General features: G+C 65.2%; 15 protein-coding genes. 12 read left to right on the top strand and 3 right to left on the bottom strand.

What is annotated here, in order from left to right:
* Nucleotide 1: 1 nt before the first annotated feature.
* Complete coding sequence (locus ACCD07_RS23935) at nt 2-814, bottom strand: substrate-binding periplasmic protein (protein WP_413448769.1); 813 nt, start codon at nt 812-814, stop codon at nt 2-4.
* 103 nt (nt 815-917) lie between these two features.
* Here ACCD07_RS23935 and clsB point away from each other — a divergent pair, with 103 nt between their 5' ends.
* The gene (clsB, locus tag ACCD07_RS23930) at nt 918-2,081 is read left to right on the top strand and encodes a cardiolipin synthase ClsB (RefSeq protein WP_413448768.1); all 1,164 of its coding nucleotides are present in this window, start codon (nt 918-920) and stop codon (nt 2,079-2,081) included.
* Entirely contained in the window at nt 2,078-2,461 is a 384-nt protein-coding gene (locus tag ACCD07_RS23925; RefSeq protein WP_176655334.1) for an RNA-binding S4 domain-containing protein, read from the top strand. Before clsB ends, ACCD07_RS23925 begins: the two co-directional genes overlap by 4 nt.
* On the opposite strand, the gene ACCD07_RS23920 is transcribed toward ACCD07_RS23925, so the two are convergent.
* Together ACCD07_RS23920 and ACCD07_RS23915 are read right to left on the bottom strand one after the other, a co-directional pair.
* The gene (locus ACCD07_RS23920) at nt 2,458-3,798 is read right to left on the bottom strand and encodes an MFS transporter (RefSeq protein ID WP_413448767.1); all 1,341 of its coding nucleotides are present in this window, start codon (nt 3,796-3,798) and stop codon (nt 2,458-2,460) included. The two genes, ACCD07_RS23925 and ACCD07_RS23920, sit on opposite strands and share 4 nt — an antisense overlap.
* Nucleotides 3,798-4,817 (bottom strand): LacI family DNA-binding transcriptional regulator, encoded by a 1,020-nt coding sequence (locus tag ACCD07_RS23915; RefSeq protein ID WP_413448766.1) that lies wholly within the window; start codon nt 4,815-4,817, stop codon nt 3,798-3,800. Before ACCD07_RS23915 ends, ACCD07_RS23920 begins: the two co-directional genes overlap by 1 nt.
* Nucleotides 4,818-5,103: 286 nt before the next feature.
* Between ACCD07_RS23915 and ACCD07_RS23910 the strand changes: the two genes are divergently transcribed.
* The 10 genes from ACCD07_RS23910 (at nt 5,104) to ACCD07_RS23865 (ending at nt 19,843) form a co-directional block, all read left to right on the top strand.
* On the top strand, nt 5,104-7,956 hold the full coding sequence (locus tag ACCD07_RS23910) for a TonB-dependent receptor (protein WP_413448765.1): 2,853 nt from the start codon (nt 5,104-5,106) through the stop codon (nt 7,954-7,956).
* Nucleotides 7,943-9,241 (top strand): BNR repeat-containing protein, encoded by a 1,299-nt coding sequence (locus tag ACCD07_RS23905; RefSeq protein WP_413448764.1) that lies wholly within the window; start codon nt 7,943-7,945, stop codon nt 9,239-9,241. Before ACCD07_RS23910 ends, ACCD07_RS23905 begins: the two co-directional genes overlap by 14 nt.
* Nucleotides 9,242-9,342: 101 nt before the next feature.
* The gene (locus ACCD07_RS23900) at nt 9,343-10,494 is read left to right on the top strand and encodes a glycoside hydrolase family 88 protein (RefSeq protein WP_413448763.1); all 1,152 of its coding nucleotides are present in this window, start codon (nt 9,343-9,345) and stop codon (nt 10,492-10,494) included.
* Between the two features lie 18 nt (nt 10,495-10,512).
* Nucleotides 10,513-11,778, top strand: a complete 1,266-nt coding sequence (locus ACCD07_RS23895) for a DUF2264 domain-containing protein (protein ID WP_413448762.1) — start codon at nt 10,513-10,515, stop codon at nt 11,776-11,778.
* A gap of 1 nt (nt 11,779) precedes the next feature.
* Nucleotides 11,780-12,991, top strand: coding sequence for a DUF4861 family protein (locus tag ACCD07_RS23890; RefSeq protein ID WP_413448761.1), 1,212 nt, complete (start codon nt 11,780-11,782; stop codon nt 12,989-12,991).
* Between the two features lie 240 nt (nt 12,992-13,231).
* Nucleotides 13,232-13,852, top strand: a complete 621-nt coding sequence (locus tag ACCD07_RS23885) for a TetR/AcrR family transcriptional regulator (protein ID WP_176655342.1) — start codon at nt 13,232-13,234, stop codon at nt 13,850-13,852.
* Nucleotides 13,853-13,901: 49 nt separating this feature from the next.
* Nucleotides 13,902-15,692, top strand: coding sequence for an acyl-CoA dehydrogenase C-terminal domain-containing protein (locus ACCD07_RS23880; protein ID WP_353405026.1), 1,791 nt, complete (start codon nt 13,902-13,904; stop codon nt 15,690-15,692).
* 18 nt (nt 15,693-15,710) lie between these two features.
* Complete coding sequence (locus tag ACCD07_RS23875) at nt 15,711-18,110, top strand: 3-hydroxyacyl-CoA dehydrogenase/enoyl-CoA hydratase family protein (protein ID WP_413448760.1); 2,400 nt, start codon at nt 15,711-15,713, stop codon at nt 18,108-18,110.
* 56 nt (nt 18,111-18,166) lie between these two features.
* Nucleotides 18,167-18,616: a YiiD C-terminal domain-containing protein gene (locus ACCD07_RS23870; protein WP_176655345.1), complete on the top strand. Its 450-nt coding sequence runs from the start codon at nt 18,167-18,169 to the stop codon at nt 18,614-18,616.
* 30 nt (nt 18,617-18,646) lie between these two features.
* Nucleotides 18,647-19,843 carry an acetyl-CoA C-acyltransferase gene (locus ACCD07_RS23865; protein WP_176655346.1) on the top strand — a complete coding sequence of 399 codons (1,197 nt, stop codon included), beginning with the start codon at nt 18,647-18,649 and terminating at the stop codon, nt 19,841-19,843.
* The last annotated feature ends 31 nt before the right edge of the window (nt 19,844-19,874 follow it).

Here is a 19,874-nt window from a genome sequence, read left to right as displayed (position 1 = left end):
GTTATTTGCGGCTCAGCGTTGCGCTGTCGAGCTTGACGTCCAGGGTTTGCAGGCTGACGTTGAGCATGGCGATGTTGGTCTTGTTGGCCACCAGCTCCTTGAGCCGTGCTTCAAACGCGTCGAGATACTTGACGCAGGGGCTGGTTTTGGCGAAGGCGTAGTAATTCTTGTCCTCGGCCAGGAAGGGCCGCATCGCCATGAACTGCTCGCCCTGGCGATGGCGCGCCAGCCATGCTTCGCCGGTGAACAGGCCGCTGATGAAATAGTCGATGCGGCCCAGGGCCAGCTTGCGGAAATTGGTGTCGGCGGTGCCCGATTCCTCCAGCTGCAAATGGCTGGCGGCAAACTCCGAGAACGCCTGGCCGAAGGTATTGCCCAGCGCGATGCCGCCCTTGTGGCTGGCCAGGTCCTGCCAGTTGTTGAAGATGAAGGCGCGCTGGCGCTGCACGAACACCGCCACCGGATTGGGAAACGCCGGCGTGCGCACGAAGTCCAGGTAGCGTTCGCGTTCGGGCTGGATCTTCAGGGTCGCCACCAGGTCGACCTTGCCGACCGCGGCATTGGCCAGCACGCGTTTCCATGGGCCGACATAGCGCACTTCGTAGGGGATTTGCAGATCGGCCAGGATGCGCGCGGCCAGCTCGACGCTGGGGCCGCGCAACTCCTTGCCGTCGTACCAGTGCAGCGGGGGATAGTCGGGATCGGCGGACACCACCACCTTGGCGCAAGCCGCCGGAGTCTCGGCCGCCGCGGCCTGCAGCCAGGACGCCAGCAGCATCATCGACAGACTACGGGTCAGCAATCGTGCTCCCATGCATAGCGCTCCGAGCGTTAGCCCTCACAATAGGGTTGCAATTTATTATAGACTTGTTTCCACGGGAGCGCCTGATCTCGTCGCCCGGGGTTAGAATCCAGTTATGCGCACAGTCAATTTCCTTGCCGATAACGAAGTCACGCTCCTGCACACGGGCACCGACTTCTTTCCCGCGCTGATAGCCGCCATCGACGCCGCCCGCTACGAGGTATATTTCGAGACCTATATCTTTGCCGGCGACGCCACCGGACTCGCGGTGCAGGCCGCGCTGACCGGCGCCGCCCAGCGCGGCGTGCAGGTGCGCATGATTACCGACTGGTGGGGCACCGGCCGCCGCCAGGTCAACAGCATGCACGAGAAGCTGGTGGCGGCGGGCGTCGAGCACCGCGTGTTCAATCCCTGGTTCAGGCGCGGCGTCACGCGCACCCACCGCAAGATCTGCGTGGTCGACCGCGAGATCGCCTTCGTCGGCGGCATCAACATCAACGACGACATGTACTGCGACTACAACCACGCGATCAGCCTGTCGGCGCCACGCTGGGATTTCGCGGTGCAGGTGCGCGGCCCGCTGGTGGGGGCGATCCAGCTGGAGGCGCAGACGCAATGGCGCCGGATGGGCAAGCTGGGCATCATGAAGCGGATCCACCTGTACCGCGACATGCGCAAGGTCAACAAGCGCGCCACGCAGAACATGGTCCAGGCCGGCTTCGTGGTGCGCGACAACCTGCGCAACCGCCGGACCATACAGCGCGCCTATCTGCAGGCGCTGGGCCGGGCGCGCAAGAGCGTGCTGCTGGCCAATCCGTATTTCGCGCCGGGCGCGCGCTTCCGCCACGCGCTGGCCGCCGCCGCCGAGCGCGGCGTCGAGGTCACGCTGCTGATCGGCGTCGGCGAAATCTGGCTGCAGGATGCGGTCGCGCATTCCTTCTATCCGAAGCTGCTTGCGGCCGGCGTCAAAGTGGTGGAATATCACAAGACCCAGTTGCATGCGAAGGTTGCCGTCATCGACGACGACTGGGCCACTGTGGGCTCGAGCAATGTGGACGGCTTGAGCCTGTTTTTGAACCAGGAAGCGAATGTCGTGATCAAGGACGCCGCCTTTGCGCAAAGCCTGCGCCGGCATATCGAGGCGGCGATCGCCGACGGCGTGGAAATCCATTACGCCGATTTCGAACACGTCGGCCGCTTCCGCCGCATCGGCTACGAGATAGCCTTTTTCTGCTACAAGATGCTGATGCGCGTTTTTGCCGTGGGGAAGTACGCTTGAGCGATAGTGTCAGACTGGACAAATGGTTGTGGGCCGCGCGCTTCTTTAAAACCCGTTCGCTGGCCACCGAGGCCGTCGACAGCGGCAAGGTCAGGCTGGGCGGCGACAAGGTCAAGCCGGCGCGCGCGGTGCGCGTCGGCGACCAGCTGGACATCGACAACGGCTCGGATCGCTGGGAGGTCGACGTGATGAACCTGTCGGACGTGCGCGCCGCCGCGCCGATCGCGCGCAATCTGTACGAAGAGACCGACCTCAGCGTCGCCCGGCGCGCCGCCGTGGCCGAGAACCGCCGCATGTTCCGCGAACCGAGCGCGGACTTCAAGGGCCGTCCCACCAAGCGCGACCGGCGCCAGCTGGGCAAGGCCGGCGATTACGACTAGACAGGCATCGGCCGCGCCTGCAGGCGGGCCAGGCACAGCACGCACAGCAGCGCGAACAGGGCGCCGCTGAGCAGCGTCAGCCGATAGTCGTGGCCGGACAGGTCGAGCACGGGCCCCTGCACGCCGCTGACCAGGATATTGCCCAGCACAACCATCAAATCCTTGGTCGAGTTGTATTGCACGAACTGAGCCCTGGGGAACAGCGCCATCGGCATCGATGCCGCCGCCGTGAACCAGGCGCCGGACACTACCACATGGGCCAGGTAAAACCACGGGAAGCAGGCCGGGTTGCCCAGGCTCAGGTAGCCGATCGCGGCCGCCGCGCAGTACACCCCCATGATCAGGCTGGACACGCGCAGCGCGCCGTAATGGTCGACCAGCCAGCCGATGCCGAACGCGGACGCGATGGAGACGGCATAGCCGTAGGCCGTCAGCGTGCCCAGCGTCGCCTTCGGGATGCCGGACAGGTGGGCGTAGTACTGGTAAAACGTATTGAAGGGATTGAAGGTGACGCTGGCCAGCATGAAGGCCGCCACCGCCCACAGGAAGGGGCGGTGGGCGAAGCAGGCCAGCACGTGCGCGCGCGGCACGGCCAGCGCGCGCCAGCCGCCGGCGCGCCGGCCGTCGTCCTGCGCGCCGCAGGCCGGCTCCTTGACCATCAGGCACACCAGCAGCAGCGCCAGGCCGAACACGACGCCGATGGCCAGCAGGATTTCGCTCAGGTAGTGGTCGGTCAGCGCGAACACCCAGGTGTTGAAGGCGATGCCGACGCTGAGCCCGACGATGCGGAAGGCGGCGTAAAAGCGCCCCAGCAGTCCCTGCGGCACGACGTCGTTGACCAGGCCGGTGAACAGCGACGCGGCGCTGATGCCGGCGCATTCGAAGATGGTCCAGAACAGGCTGAAGGCGGCCAGGTTGCACAGGCGGCGTCCCGGCGACAACGCGCCCAGCGCGGCGTCGGCCAGCGCGCCCAGCGCCGGCGAGCAGGCCAGGCCCAGCATGGCGGCGCAGCCCACCGGCGCCACCGCCAGCAGGAAGGGCCGGCGCCGGCCCCAGCGGCTGCGCAGGCGGTCCGAGTGGTAGCCGAGCAGGGGCACCAGCAGCACGCTCAGCAGCGCCGGCACGGTCGACATCAGCAGCGAGGTGGTGGTGTCGGAGGCGCCGTTGCGGCGCAGCAGTTCCAGCCCGCTGGGCAGCGCGGCCCGTTCGCGGATCGAGATCGCCAGGTCGCCCACCAGCAGCCAGAACAGCACCGCCAGCAGGCCGGCCGAGGCCAGGCCCCAGGCAGCGCGCTGGCCGACGGGGCGGGGGCCGGCCATGGCGCCGTCGCTGTCCATCAGTCCGGCCGGCGCAGCGGCCCGGTGGAACTGCGCAGCACCAGGTTCATCGGGAAACCGATGCGCTGGGCCTGCTTCTCGCCGCCCTGTATCTGCGCCAGCAATTCGTTGACGGCGCGCGCCGCCATGTCGGCGTTGGGCTGGCGCATCGTGGTCAGCGGCGGATGGACAAAGCTGGAGGTCGAGATGTCGTCGAAGCCGATCACCGAGATATCGTCCGGCACCTTCAAGCCCCGGCTGTGGATGGCGTCGATGGCGCCGAAGCCGGTTTCATCGTTGGCGGCGAAGATGGCGGTGGGCGGGGTGTCCAGCGACAGCAGTTTTTCGGCCGCGGCATAGCCGCCCGTCTGCGAGAAATTGCCGTCCACCGCCAGCGCCGCGTCGGCCGTCACGCCGGCCGCCCGCAGCGCGTCGTGATAGCCCTTGAGGCGCTCGGCGCCCTGGCCGGTGCCGGCCGTGCCGCCGATGAAGGCGATGCGGCGGTGGCCCAGCGACAGCAGGTGCTCGACCGCCGTGCGGGCGCCGGCGCGGTTTTCCACCACCACCACCGGCAGGTTGACCGGACGCGCGTCGAAGCCGACAAACACACAGGGCAGGCTCTGGCGCTCGACCACCGCCAGGTAGCCGTCGGCCGCGTTGGGCAACAGCAGCACCAGGCCGGCGCACAGCTGGCTCAGCATGGCGCAGGTTTCCGTGCGGCTGGGCAGGTCGAAGCGCTCGGCGTTGAACAGCAGGATGTCGTAGCCCTGGCGCCGCGCCTCGTCGCTGATGGCCTTGGTGATTTCATGCAGCACCAGCGAGCCATAGTTGTTGACGAACACGCCGATCAGCTTGCTTTTATCGCCGCGCATGCGGCGGGCCAGCATGTCGGGCGTGTAGTTCAGCTGCGCCGCCGCCGCCATCACGCGCGTGCGCGCCGCCTCGGACACGTAGCCGGTGCCGCGGATCGCGCGCGAGGCGGTGATGGGCGAGACCCCGGCGATTTTCGCCACTTCACTGAGTTTGCTCGATTTTGCCATGTGTGCGAATGAGTTGCTGGAGATCAGGATGTGGTCACGATACCACATCCTTAATTGCTCTTCCATCAAATTTATTTCTGATAAAAATCAAATAGATACGTGCATTTCACGGGCAGTGCTGAAAAATTAAGTTGTACGATGAGTTCAATGGGTGGTAACGTGACCACATGCGATATGCCAAAAAATCAGGCAGCAGCGCGGCACGCTTTTCAGGAGACACCGGCGTGGCGTGAAAAAAACTACACAGTGAACTTTTAGATTGTTGCATACAACAACGGGGGAAATAATGCGTAAGAAACTACTCGCCACTCTGCTGCCGCTGGCTCTGGCTGCCGCCTACGGGGCGAACGCCGCCGCGCAGGAGACGCCGCCGCCGGCCGCGCCAGCGCCGGCGGACGGCGCCGCCGAGCCGACCACGGTGGTGGTCACCGGCTTCCGCTCCAGCCTGCAAAAAGCCTTGAACCTGAAACAGCAGGCCATCGGCGTGCGCGACTCCATCGTGGCCGAGGACATCGGCAAATTCCCCGAGGCAAACATCGCCGAATCGCTGCAGCGGGTGCCCGGCATCATCCTCAACCGCGACGACAGCTCGGGCGAGGGCCAGCGCATTTCGATCCGCGGCCTGCCGACCGAATACTCGGTGACCACGCTCAACGGCGCGCCGGTCAACACCACCTCGACCAGCACCATCGGCAGCGCCGCGCGCGGCTTCAACTACGACGTGTTCGCGTCGGAACTGTTCGGCCGCGTCGACTTCTACAAGTCGCCGCTGGCCGAGCTGAGCGAAGGCGGCATCGGCGGCGTGGTCGACCTGCAAACCCCGCGCCCGTTCGACAATCCCAAGCGCACCATCCGCTACGCGATTTCCGAGCAGTACAACACCATGTCCAAGCACGCCGACCCGATGGGCTTCGCGCTGTTCTCCAACACCTGGGGCAACTGGGGTTTCCTGGTGGGTGGCTCGCACTCGGCCAGCGTCAACAACCGCTCCGGCTTCGAGGCGACCGGCGGCTACAACAGCTCGGCGCGCGGCAGCCAGAGCCCGGTCAAGGGCACCTTCGCCGTGCAGCTGGATTATGACGATCCGCGCGCCAACCTGAGCGGCTACACCCGCGACCAGATCGACAACGCGCTGCTGCCGCGCATCTACCGCTTCTACGGTTCGGCCAACGACCGCACCCGCGACGGCCTGGTGTCCTCGCTGCAGTACAAGAACGGTGACGTCAACATCAGCCTGGACGTGCTGGGATCGCAGCTGAAGAACACCCGCGATGAAATGTATATGGGCATCCTGGTGCGCAACAGCAAGACCACCAACCGCGCCGCGCCGGCCGGCCAGACCGGTCACAGCGGTTTCGTGCCGCTGAACGTGCACATCGATCCGGCGTCCAATCTGTTGACCGGTACCTTCGGCAACACCTCGTATAGCAGCGGCGTGACCTACAGCGAAGACGAAACCAAGTTCGGCTACATGTCGTTGAACGGCCGCTGGGCCGCCACCAAGGAACTGGTGTTGACCGGCCAGGTCAGCGGCAACAACAGCACCGCGCTCAGCTACCAGGACACCTTGTCGGGTCAGATCTTCGGCGTCGACTCGACCATCGACTACGGGTCCGACCATGTCTATCCATCGGTCTCCTCCACCACCAGCTATACCGACGTGAACAACTACCAGGGCTTCGGCATCGGCACCACCTGGACCAAGGAAACCGACCACGGCAAGCAAGGCCGTCTGGTCGCCGACTGGGACTACCAGCTGCCCGGCGACTGGACCGGCCACCTGAAGGCCGGCACCGTGTACGTGGAAACCACCAAGGGCATCAACAAGCGCAACGGCACCACCCAGGCGACGGCCAAGCTGAATTCGCTGGGCAACACCGGCATGCGCGGCATCATGACCACCACGCTGCCGATCGACAACCTCGACATGGGCCCGGGCTGGCCGCACGCGTTCGGCACGTTCACGCGCGCCTCGACCTACTCGACCTTCGATCCGCTGGCCTTCAATCCGGCGTCGGCGTTCACGCCGGCGCAAAGCTTCACGGCGGCGGAAAAAGTCACCACCGGCTTCGTCCAGTCCGACTTCAAGGGCGAGGTGGGCGGCCACGAGCTGCGCCTGAACGCCGGCGTGCGCTACTCGCGCACCGAGACCGAGATCGACAACTTCAAGCAGCAGGGCGCCAGCCTGGTCTATGCGCCGAACCACGAGAAGGGCACCTACAGCAATGTGCTGCCGGCGCTCAGCGGCGCCTTCGACCTGACCGATGCCCTGATGTGGCGCGCGTCGTGGGGCAAGACGGTCAGCCGCGCGTCGCTGGCCATCATCGCCGCGCAGACCACGATACCGAATCCCTTCGATAACTCGGCCACCTCCGGCAATCCCGGCCTGAAGCCGCAACAGTCGAAGAACCTGGACACCAGCCTGGAATGGTATTTCGCCCCGGGCAGCCTGCTGTCGGGCGCCGTGTTCAAGAAGGAGCTGACCGACGCCACCGTGGCCAACACCACCAACACCACCTTCGGCAAGCTGGGCCTGCCGGACACGGCGCTGGGGGCGATCTTCTACGACGCCAGCGGCCACGTCGATCCGAACCTGCCGATGACCTTGCGCAGCTACACCAATGCCGGCGAGCAGACCTTGAAGGGCTTCGAGCTGGCCTACCAGCAGGCGTTCACCTTCCTGCCGGAACCGTTCAAGGGCCTGGGCGCGCTGGCCAGCTACACCCACATCAATCCGTTCAACAGCGTGCCGTGGATCAGCAACGCGGGCAAGGACATGAATGTCAATTCCGTGCCCAAGTTTGCCTACAGCACCACGGTCTACTACGAGAACGGCCCGCTGGCGCTGCGCATGTCCTACAACTACAAGGACCGCTCGCTGCATCCGGACAGCCCGCGCAACACCGGCGACGACCTGATCCGCTGGCACGCCGGCCGCGGCTACCTGGACGCCAACGCCAGCTACAAGATCAGCGAGCAGCTGGAACTGCGCATCGATGCCTTGAACCTGTCCAATACGCTGGCCTACGACTACTTCGAGGACGTCAGCGGCAAGTATGGCAGCGGCAAGAAGACGCGCATGGACTATGCCAAGTACGACGGCCGCACCATCAAGGTTGGACTGCGTGGCAAGTTCTAAGCGCCTGAGGTTGTTGGCCTGCCTGGCCATCGCGTCGCAGGCGGCCGGCGCGGCCGGCCCCGCGCGCGTGGTCGACGTCGCGCCGGGCTGGGCCAACAACTCGGTCAACGCCGTGGTGTTCCGCAAGAACTCGCTGGTATCGGACGGCGACACGCAGTACATCGCCTTCTACGACAAGGATGCGATGGTGGTGCTGGGCAAGCGCAAGCTGGGCACGGCACGCTGGGCGCTGCGGCGCACGCCGTATCGCGGCAACGCGGCGGACGCGCACAACAGCATCAGCATCATGGCCGACGGCGCGGGCTATCTGCACCTGGCGTGGGACGCGCACAACCAGCGCCTGCGCTATGCGCGCGGCATCCGCCCCGGCGCGCTGGAGTTGACGCCGGAAACAGCGATGCTGGGCCGGGACGAGGCCTCGGTCAGCTATCCCGAGTTCTTCCGCTGCCCGGACGGCGGCCTGCTGTTCCTCTACCGTGACGGCGGTTCCGGCCACGGCAACCTGGTGATGAACCGCTACGACGTGGCCAGCGCCAGCTGGACCCGGCTGCACAGCAACCTGATCGGCGGGGAAGGGCGGCGCAGCGCCTACTGGCAGGCGTTTGTCGACCGCGCCGGCACCATTCACCTGTCGTGGGTTTGGCGCGAATCGCCGGACGTGGCCAGCAACCACGACATGGCCTACGCCCGCTCGCGCGACGGCGGCCTGACGTGGGAACGCAGCGGCGGCGAGCGCTATACGCTGCCGATCACGGCGGACAGCGCCGAGTACGCGGCGCGTATTCCGCAGAGCAGCGAGCTGATCAACCAGACCTCGATGGCGGCCGGTGCCGACGGCGAGCCGGTGATCGCCAGCTACTGGCGCGCGGCCGGCTCGGCGGTGCCGCAGTACCACCTGCTGTATCGCGACGGCGGCGCCTGGCGCCAGCTGGACCTGGATTTCCGCCGCACGCCGTTTTCGCTTGCCGGCCTGGGCACCAAGGCGATTCCGATTGCGCGGCCGCAGGTCATGGTGGATGGCCACGCGGCCCTGCTGGTGTTCCGCGATGCCGAGCGCGGCAACAAGGTCTCGGTGGCCAGCATCGCCGATCTGCGCCGGCCGCGCTGGACCGTGCGCGACCTGGGCGAGGCGCCGGTGGGCGCGTGGGAGCCGTCGTTCGATACCGAATTGTGGCGGCGCCGCGGCGAGCTGCACCTGTTCGTGCAGGACGTGCGGCAGCTGGACGGCGAGGGCACGTCCGCCGGCGTGTCGGCGCCGGTGCAAGTGTGGCAGTGGAAGCCCTAGTGTTTTTGTTGGCAGTGCACTCCAGGCCGGGACCGCTTGACGGGTCCCGGGTGTTTATGCCGAAGGCCGCCCCGCCTTCGGCCCTTTTTTCAAACGGTCCCATGAATTTCAAAAAATACGCGCAAGGATTTTTGCTGCTGCTGGCCTTTACGCTGGGCGGCTGCGCCACCCGGGCAGGGGACGGCGCGGCCATCGGCGGCAGCCGGGCGGAGGTGGTCGCCATCATCGACCAGGTCAACGGCCACTGGCAGCGCACCACGCCGGCGCAGCAGTGGTCGTTCTGGCACGTGGCGGCCTACCACACGGGAAATATGGCGGCCTACCAGGTCACGCACAACCAGGCGTACCTGCGCTATTCCGAAGCCTGGGCCGCGCACAACCAGTGGATGGGCGCGCGCTCGACGGACAGGGAGCGCTGGCAGCACACCTATGGCGAGACCGACGAGCACGTGCTGTTCGGCGACTGGCAGATCTGCTTCCAGACCTACGCCGACCTGTACAAGCTGGCGCCGGATCCGCGCAAGATCGCCCGCGCCCGCGAGGTGATGGAATACGAGATGAGCACGCCGCGCAACGATTACTGGTGGTGGTCCGACGGCCTGTACATGGTGATGCCGGTGATGACCAAGCTGTACGGCATCACCGGCGACCGCCGCTACCTGGACAAGCTGCACCAGTATTTCGAGTACGCCAACAGCATCATGTACGACCCGGCCGAGCGGCTGTACTACCGCGACGCCAAGTATGTCTATCCGGCGCACGCCAGCGTCAACGGCAAGAAGGATTTCTGGTCGCGCGGCGACGGCTGGGTGTTTGCCGCGCTGGCGCGGGTGCTGGACGAGCTGCCGGCCGACGATCCGCACCGCGCGCAATACGTGGCCCGGTTCCGGGACATGGCACAGGCGCTGAAACGCGCCCAGCAGCCCGAAGGCTACTGGACCCGCAGCCTGCTCGATCCGCTGCACGCGCCGGGGCCGGAGACCAGCGGCACCGCCTTCTTCACCTACGGCTACCTGTGGGGCATCAATCACGGTGTGCTGGCGCGCGACGAGTTCCTGCCGGTGGTGCGCAAGAGCTGGCATTACCTGAGCAAGGTGGCCTTGCAGCCGGACGGCCGCGTCGGCTATGTCCAGCCCATCGGCGACCGCGCGATCCCGGGCCAGGTGGTGGACCAGGATTCCACCGCCGATTTCGGCGTCGGCGCTTTCCTGCTGGCGTCGGCGGAACTGGTACGCTTGCTCGATCAAAAATAAATCAACATCGGAGACACTATGGAACGTCGCAACTTCATGCAGGCGGTGCTTGCCGGATCCGCCGCCACCGGCCTGATGGCCTCCGCCGGCGCCAGCGCCGCCGACAGCGCGCCGCTGGCCGCCGGCGGCGAGCGCGCCTACATGGCCGGCCTGCTGCAAAAGATGGCCGAGCCGGTGCTGTCGAACATGGCGCAAGGCAAGCTGAAGAAGAATTTCCCGGTCGAACTCAGCCCGACCTGGGACGGCCGCGACCAGGGCGTGACCTACCTCGAATGCTTCGGCCGCCTGATCGCTGGCGCCGCGCCGTGGCTGGCGCTGCCGGAAGACGGCACGGCCGAGGGCAAGACCCGCAAGCGCCTTCAGCAGCTGGCGCTGCAAAGCTATGCCAACAGCGTCGATCCAAAGAACCCGGACTATCTGCTGTGGAAGGGGCCGGAGCAGGCGCTGGTCGACTCGGCGTATTTCACCAACGCCCTGATGCGGGCGCCCAAGGCGCTGTGGGAGCCGCTGGACAGCGCCACCAAACAGCGCATCATTACCGAGATCAAGAGCTTGCGCCGGGTCGATCCGCCTTACACCAACTGGATCTTGTTCGCCGCGATGAACGAGGCCTGGCTGATGTCGATCGGCGAGCAGTACGACCAGATGCGCATCAGCCTGGCGGTCCGCAAGATCAACGAGTGGTATGCCGGCGACGGCTGGATCAAGGATGGCGACGCCTTCCACTTCGATTACTACAACTCGTACGTGATCTATCCGATGCTGGTGGAGATCCTGGAAGTGCTGGCGCGGGCCAGGACGCCTTTCTGGGGCGGCAATTCGGAAGAGCTGCTGGCGCAGGCGCTCAAGCGCACCCAGCGCTACAGCGAGCACCTGGAGCGCTTCATCTCGCCGACCGGCACCTATCCGCCGATCGGCCGCTCGCTGACCTACCGCACCGCCGTATTCCAGCCGCTGGGCCTGCTGGCCTGGCGCAAGCAGCTGCCGGCCAGCCTGCCGGCCGGGCAGGTGAGGGCGGCGCTGCACGCTGCGCACCAGGCCGTGTGGTCGGCGCCCAGCAACTTCACGCGCGACGGCTTCCTCACCATCGGCTTCGTCGGCCACCATCCCGAGCTGGGCGACTGGTATTCCAACAACGGCAGCATGTACATCGCGTCCGAAGGCTTCCTGTCGCTGGGCTTGCCGGAGAACGATCCCTACTGGACCGCGCCGGCGCAGGACTGGACCCAGAAGCTGGCCTACTCGGGCCGCCAGTTCCCCAAGGACTATCCGGTGAAATACTGACATGCGCCCACGCTACGCACTGCTGCTGGCCTTGGCCGGCGCTTCCGCCGGCGCGGCGGAACGGCTGGTGGTCACGGCCAGCCACGAGCTCGACGCGGCGCGGCCGGCCGAAACCATTACGGTGCCGTGGAAGGACGTCAATCAGGCCCTGCCGGGCGCATTGCTGCAACACCTGACGATTCGCGACGCGGCCGGCCGCAGCCTGCCCTACCAGGTGACCAATGTGGCGCCGGAGGCCAAGGACCCGCAGGGCAAGGGCATCGCGTACGGCGAGCTGATCTTCCAGCACGACTTTGCCGCCGGCGAGCACAGCGCCAGCTTCACGGTGGAGAAGAGCGAGGCGGTGGCGCCGCCGTTCCCGGTGCAGGCCTTTGCCCGCTACGTGCCGGAACGGCTGGACGATTTCGCTTGGGAGAACGACCGCATCGCCCACCGCACCTATGGCCAGGCGCTGGCCGCGCCGGATGCCCAGGGCAACGGCAAGGAGGTGCTGGTGACCAGCGGGCTCGACATCTGGTTCAAGCGGGTACGCTATCCCGTCGTCGACCGCTGGTACAACAAGGGCCACGACCATTATCACAAGGACGAGGGCGAGGGCCTGGACATGTACGGCGTCGGCATCACGCGCGGCGCCGGCGGCACCGGCATCTGGGATGGGAAGCTGCTGCACACCAGCCGCAACTACGCCAGCTGGAAGGTCATCGCCAACGGGCCGATCCGCGCCATCTTCGAGCTCCGCTACGACGCCTGGGACGCGGCCGGCGCCAGCGTGTCGGAAGTGAAGCGCTTCACGGTCGACGCCGGGCACGATTTCGACCAGATCGACAGCACCTTCAGCTTCAGCGGTCCGGCGCAGCTGACCGCCGCCATCGGCCTCAACAAGACGCCCGCCTACGCGCCCCAGCAGCCGACGGTGGCCGCCACGCCGCTGCCGGCGGCGCACGCGCTGACCCAGTGGGTGACCCAGCGCAGCGCCGGCGACTTCGGCGTGGCCATCGTGCTGCCGGCCGGCGAGCCGGCCTATGCCGCCGACGCCGCCAACGAGCTGATCCTGGCGCCGGTGCGTCCGGGCCAGCCGCTGCGCTACTACGTGGGCGCCATCGCCAGCTGGTCCGGCGAGGTGCCCGACGCCGCCGCCTGGCAGCGCCGGGTCGCCGCCTATGCCGCCCGCCTGCGGGCACCGTTGTCCATCCGCCTGCGCCCCCTGCCTTAACATCCCTCCCTCACCCCGCTGTTGCCGCCCGTTGTCCCCCGGCGGCAACAGCCATGTTGCGTCAAGATAATAGAACGCCACCTCTAACGGTACTGTTTGACATTTACCCCTCGGTGGATAATAGTACGAGCGTTCGCAATTCTTTTCACACGGAGTAAATTTAACTGGAGCAAAATGCTCTTTTCTCCATGATTAAATTTTACTTTGGGATGAAATCTTATTAATACCTCAACTAAATTTATGCGCAAAGGTGAACTGACACGCGCCGCAATCCTCGACGTGGCGCTGGATCTGGCCAGCCGGGACGGTCTCGAAGGCCTGACCATCGGATTGCTCGCGGATAAGATGAACATGAGCAAGTCCGGCGTGTTTGCGCACTTCGGATCGCGCGAGGATTTGCAGTTGGAAGTACTCAAGCTGTACCACCACCGCTTCGAGCAGGAAGTGTTCTTCCCCAGCGTCAAAGAGCCGCGCGGCATCCAGCGTCTCAAATCGATGTTCGCGCGCTGGGTCAAGCGGGTCAGCGTGGAAGTGGCCTCCGGCTGCATCTACATCAGCGGCGCCGTCGAGTATGACGACCGCCCGGGCCCGATCCGCGAAGAGCTGATGGCGATGGTCGGCGCCTGGCAGGGCGCGCTGCTGCGCTGCGTGAAGCAGGCCGTCGAATGCGGCGACCTGAAGGCGGACACCGACCCGCAGCAGCTGGTGTACGAGATGTACGGCCTGATCCTGGCACTGCACCACGATGCGCGCTTCCTGCGCATCCCGGGCAGCCTGGAGCGGGCGGGCAAAGGCTTCGAGCGCTTGATTGAAACGTATCGCAATCCGCAATCGCCGGCAGCGGTGGTTGCGCAGCACTAATTAAGTCAAACCAAACTAAACCAATAGTTGTAGTCATCAGGAGAAAATCATGGGTCAATACGTCGCGCCAATCCGGGATATGCAATTCGTTCTGCACGAATTCCTGAACGTGGGCGAAGAGCTGAAGGCATTGCCGGACTACGCCGAAGTCGATGCCGACATCATCAACCAGGTGCTGGAAGAGGGCGGCAAGTTCACCGCCGAAGTGCTGTTCCCGCTGAACCACTCGGGCGACCGCGAAGGCTGCAAGCACGACGCCGCGACCCATACCGTGACCACTCCGAAAGGCTTCAAGGAAGCGTACAAGCAGTACGTCGACGGCGGCTGGGCCGCGCTGGCCTGCGATCCGCAATACGGCGGCCAGGGCCTGCCGGTCGTGCTGAACAACTCGTTCTATGAAATGCTGAACTCGGCCAACCAGGCCTGGACCATGTACCCCGGCCTGTCGCACGGCGCCTACGAGTGCCTGAAGGAACACGGCACCGACCACCAGAAGGAAGTCTACCTGCCGAAGCTGGTGTCCGGCGAATGGACCGGCACCATGTGCCTGACCGAGCCGCACTGCGGCACCGACCTGGGCATGCTGCGCTCGAAAGCGCTGCCGCAGGCCGACGGCTCCTGGCTGATCACCGGCAACAAGATCTTCATCTCGGCCGGCGAACACGACATGTCGGAAAACATCCTGCACCTGGTGCTGGCCCGCGTGCCGGACGCGCCGGAAGGCTCGAAAGGCATCTCGCTGTTCCTGGTGCCTAAGTACCTGCCGAAGGAAGACGGCTCGGTCGGCGAGCGCAACCCGATCACCTGCGGCGCCATCGAAGAGAAGATGGGCATCCACGGCAACTCGACCTGCCAGATGAACCTGGACGGCGCCAAGGGCTGGATCATCGGCCAGCCGAACAAGGGCCTGAACGCCATGTTCGTGTTCATGAACGCGGCCCGCCTGGGCGTGGGCATGCAATCGCTGGGCCTGACCGAGATCGCCTACCAGAACGCGCTGATCTACGCCAAGGACCGCATCCAGATGCGTTCGCTGTCGGGCGTGAAGGCACCGGACAAGCCAGCCGATCCGATCATCGTGCACCCGGACGTGCGCCGCATGCTGTTGACCGGCAAGGCCTACGCCGAAGGCGCGCGCGCCTTCACCTCGTATGTCGCGCTGCAGATCGACCGTGAACTGCACCACCCTGACGAAGACGTGCGCAAGGAAGCGGCCGACGAAGTCGCGCTGCTGACCCCTATCGTCAAGGCCTTCATCACCGACAACGCCTGGATCGCCACCTCGGAAGCGATGCAAGTGTTCGGCGGCCACGGCTACATCTCCGAATGGGGCATGGAGCAGTACGTGCGCGACGCCCGCATCAACCTGATCTACGAAGGCACCAACACCATCCAGTCGCTGGACTTGTTGGGCCGCAAAATCCTCGGCGACAACGGCGCTAAACTGCGCAAGTTCGGCGAGAAGATCAAGGCTTTCGTGGAAGACAACGGCACCGACGAAGCGATGAGCGAATTCGTCACCCCGCTGGGCGACCTGGGCGACAAGGTCACCAAGCTGACCATGGAAATCGGCATGAAAGCCTTCCAGAACCCGGACGAAGTGGGCGCGGCATGCGTACCTTACCTGCGCGTGGTCGGCCACATGGTGTACAGCTACTTCTTCGCACAGATGGCGAAAATCGCCCTGGCCAAGGAAGACAGCGGCGACAATTTCTACAAAGCCAAACTGGCCACGGCGCGCTTCTACTTCGCCCGCCTGCAGCCGGAAACTGCAACCCTGATTCGCCAGGCACGTTCGGGCTCCGCCAACCTGATGGCACTCGACGCCGACCTGTTCTAAGAACCTAGAGGAAACGACATGACCAATTTCATCGTTAAAAAAGTAGCCGTGCTGGGCGCCGGCGTGATGGGCGCGCAAATCGCCGCCCACTGCGTCAACGCCAAAGTGCCGGTCGTCCTGTTCGATTTGCCAGCAAAGGAAGGCCCTAAGAACGGCATCGTCCTGCGCGCCATCGAGAACCTGAAAAAACTGTCGCCTGCACCGCTGGGCAACAAGGACCACGCCGCGCTGATCGAAGTGGCCAACTACGAGGACGACCTGGCCAAGCTGGCCGAGTGCGACCTGATCATCGAAGCCATCGCCGAGCGCATGGACTGGAAGCACGACCTGTACAAGAAGGTCGCTCCCCACATCGGCGCCAACGCGATCTTCGCCTCGAACACCTCGGGCCTGTCGATCACCAAGCTGTCCGAAGGCTTCGACGCCGACCTGAAATCGCGCTACTGCGGCGTGCACTTCTTCAACCCGCCGCGCTATATGCACCTGGTCGAGATCATCCCGACCGAGTTCACCAAGCCGGAAATTTCCGACCAGCTGGAAGGCTTCCTGACCACCACGCTGGGCAAGGGCGTGGTCCGCGCAAAAGATACGCCTAACTTCATCGCCAACCGCGTCGGCGTGTTCGGCATCCTGGCGATCGTGCACGAAGCCGAGAAGTTCGGCCTGTCCGTCGACGTGGTCGACGACCTGACCGGCGCCAAGCTGGGCCGCGCCAAGTCGGGCACCTTCCGCACCGCGGACGTGGTCGGCCTGGACACCATGGGCCATGTGATCAAGACCATGCAGGACTATCTGCCGAACGATCCGTTCGCCGCCGTCTACAAGACTCCAGCCGTGCTGGCGGGCCTGGTGGAAAAAGGCGCGCTGGGCCAGAAGAGCGGCGCCGGCTTCTACAAAAAAGTTGGCAAGGAAATCCAGCGCCTGGACTTCGCCACCGGTGAATACGTCGCCGGCGGCGGCAAGGCCGCCGACATCATCGCCCGCATCCTGAAGGAAAAGGATCCGGTCAAGAAGATGAAGGCGCTGCGCGAATCGACCAACCCGCAAGGCCAGTTCCTGTGGGCGATCTTCCGCGACGCTTTCCACTACATCGCGATCCACCTGGACACCGTGGCCGACAACGCGCGCGACATCGACTTCGCCATGCGCTGGGGCTTCGGCTGGAACGTCGGCCCGTTCGAAACGTGGCAGGCCGCAGGCTGGTCGCAAGTGGCCCAGTGGGTCAAGGAAGACATCGACGCCGGCCAGGCGCTGTGCAGCGCACCGCTGCCGGCCTGGGTGTTCGAAGGTCCGGTCGCTGAGAAAGGCGGCGTGCACACCGCCGAAGGTTCGTGGTCCGCGGTCTCGAAATCGTTCGTGCCGCGCTCGACCCTGTCGGTCTACGACCGCCAGCAGTTCCGCGCACCGGTGCTGGGCTCGGGCGCCATCGACGGCCGCACCGCCGGCACCAGCGTGCACGAAGACGACGACGTCCGCCTGTGGCACTCGGGCGACGACGTCCTGGTGATCTCGCTGAAAACCAAGATGCACGTCATCAGCCCTGGCGTGATCGCCGGCTTCCGCAAAGCACTGGCCGAAGCCGAGAAAAACTTCAAGGGTCTGGTGATCTGGAGCGCGGACGCGGCCGACGGCGGCGCGTTCTCGGCCGGCGCCGACCTGCAATCGGCACTGCCTGCGTTCATGCAGGGTGGCGCCAAGGCGGTCGACCCGATCATCCGCGAACTGCAAGACACCTTCATGGCGATGAAATACTCGAACGTGCCGGTGGTGGCGGCTGTTGCCGGCCTGGCGCTGGGCGGCGGCTGCGAAATGGCGCTGCACGCGTCGAAGCGCGTGGCATCGATCGAATCGTACATCGGCCTGGTGGAAGTGGGCGTGGGCCTGATCCCTGCGGGCGGCGGCCTGAAGGAAGCGGCAGTGCGCGCGTTCAAGGAAGCCAAGGGCAACGACATCCTGCAATTCCTGAAAACCGGCTTCACCAACGCCGCCACCGCCAACGTGTCGAAGTCGGCACTGGAAGCGCAGGCGATGGGCTACCTGAAGGACGACGACGTCATCGTGTTCAACCCGTACGAGCTGCTGCACGTGGCCAAGGTCGAAGCGCGCGCGATGTTCGACAAGGGCTATCGTCCGCCGCTGAAGACCCCTGTGCAGGTGACAGGCCGCTACGGCTACGGCACCATCAAGGCGCAGCTGGTCAACATGCGCGACGGCGGCTTCATCTCCGCGCACGACTTCAAGCTGGGCGAGATGATCGCCGAGATCGTGTCGGGCGGCGATATCGACCAGGGTTCGTTCGTGAACGAGCAGTGGTTCCTGGACATGGAGCGTAAAGCCTTCCTGGAACTGCTGAACCATCCGAAGACCCAGGAACGCATCATGGGCATGATGCAGACCGGTAAGCCAGTCCGCAACTAATCGGCATGTCGATCCTGAAACTGGTTTTTAAAGTTCTACTGCGCGTGAGGCCAAGCATGGTGTATGACCGTATCAAGCAACAGATGATGGACACCTTGCCCTTCGTGCGTTTGCTGGGGATCAGGATCGACGAGATCGGCAGCGGCACTTCAAAAGTGTCGATGCCGGAAGACCCGAAGCTCAATAACCACCTGGGCACGCAGCACGCCGGGGCCTTGTTCACGCTGGCCGAAACGGCCTCCGGCGCGGCCATGGCGGGCGGCTTTGCGGATCTGATCCTGGGCTTGCGCCCAGTCGCCAAGGAATCGCGCATCCAGTACCAGAAAGTAGCCAAGGGCGCCACGCGCGCCGAAGGCCGCGTCCCTGGCGATCTGGCCGCGCTGAAAGCCGAGCTGAAAGAGCAAGGCAAGGTGGCGTTCCCGGTGGAAGTCGACATTTTCGACGCCGCCGGCACGCTGGCCGCACAGGTTCAAGTGGATTGGTATTTATCCGAGAAGCGCACGTAAGCCCTCGATCAAAACTATTGAAAGCACAAAATGAGCAAACAAATTCAAGACGCATACATCGTCTCCGCCACCCGCACCCCGATCGGCAAGGCGCCGCGCGGCATGTTCAACAAGACCCGCCCGGACGACCTGCTGGTGCGCGTGCTGCAATCGGCACTGGCGCAGGCGCCTGGCCTGGACCCGGCGCTGATCACCGACGCCATCATCGGCTGCTCGTTCCCGGAAGCGGAACAGGGCTTCAACATCGCCCGTCAATCGGTGCTGCTGGCCGGCCTGCCTAAGACCATCGGCGGCGTGACCATCAACCGCTACTGCGCATCGGGCATCACCGCGCTGGCCATGGCGGCCGACCGCATCCGCGTCGGCGAAGCCGATGCGATGATCGCCGGCGGCGTCGAATCGATGTCGATGGTGCCGATGATGGGCCACCACCCATCGATGAACCTGAACATGTTCACCGACGACAACGTCGGCATGGCATACGGCATGGGCCTGACCGCTGAAAAAGTGGCGACCCAATGGAAAGTGTCGCGCGAAGCGCAGGACGCGTTCGCCGTCGAATCGCACCGCCGCGCCATCGCCGCGCAGCAGGCCGGTTTCTTCAAGGACGAGACCACCCCGGTCGAGATCATCACGCGCACGCCTGACCTGGCGACCGGCGAAATCAAGATCAAGACCCGCACCGTCGACACCGACGAAGGCGCGCGCGCCGACTCGACCGTGGAATCGCTGTCCAAGCTGAAGCCTGTGTTCGCCGCGAAGGGTTCCGTGACCGCCGCCAACAGCTCGCAGATGTCCGACGGCGCCGGCGCGCTGCTGGTCGTGTCCGAGAAGTTCCTGCGCGAGCACAACCTGACCCCGCTGGCCAAGTTCTCGTCGTTCGCCGTCAAGGGCGTGCCGCCGGAAATCATGGGCATCGGTCCCAAGTTCGCGATCCCGGATGCGTGCAAGGCCGCCGGCATCACCCAGGACCAGTTGGACTGGATCGAGCTGAACGAAGCGTTCGCCGCACAGGCGCTGGCCGTCATCGGCGACCTGGGCCTGGATCCAGCCAAGGTCAATCCAATGGGCGGCGCGATCGCCCTGGGCCACCCGCTGGGCGCGACCGGCGCGATCCGCGCCGCGACCGTGGTGCACGCACTGCGCCGCAACAACCTGAAGTACGGCATGGTCACCATGTGCGTAGGCGCAGGCATGGGCGCCGCGGGCATCATTGAACGTGTGTAAAGACTGAACACGGAATCATCAAGAAGGGCGC

This window comes from Duganella sp. Dugasp56 (genome assembly GCF_047304105.1).
Classification (GTDB): Bacteria; Pseudomonadota; Gammaproteobacteria; order Burkholderiales; family Burkholderiaceae_D; genus Rugamonas; species Rugamonas hordei.
The sequence above is the reverse complement of the archived record's forward strand: the minus strand, read 5'-3'. Positions and strand labels throughout refer to the sequence as shown.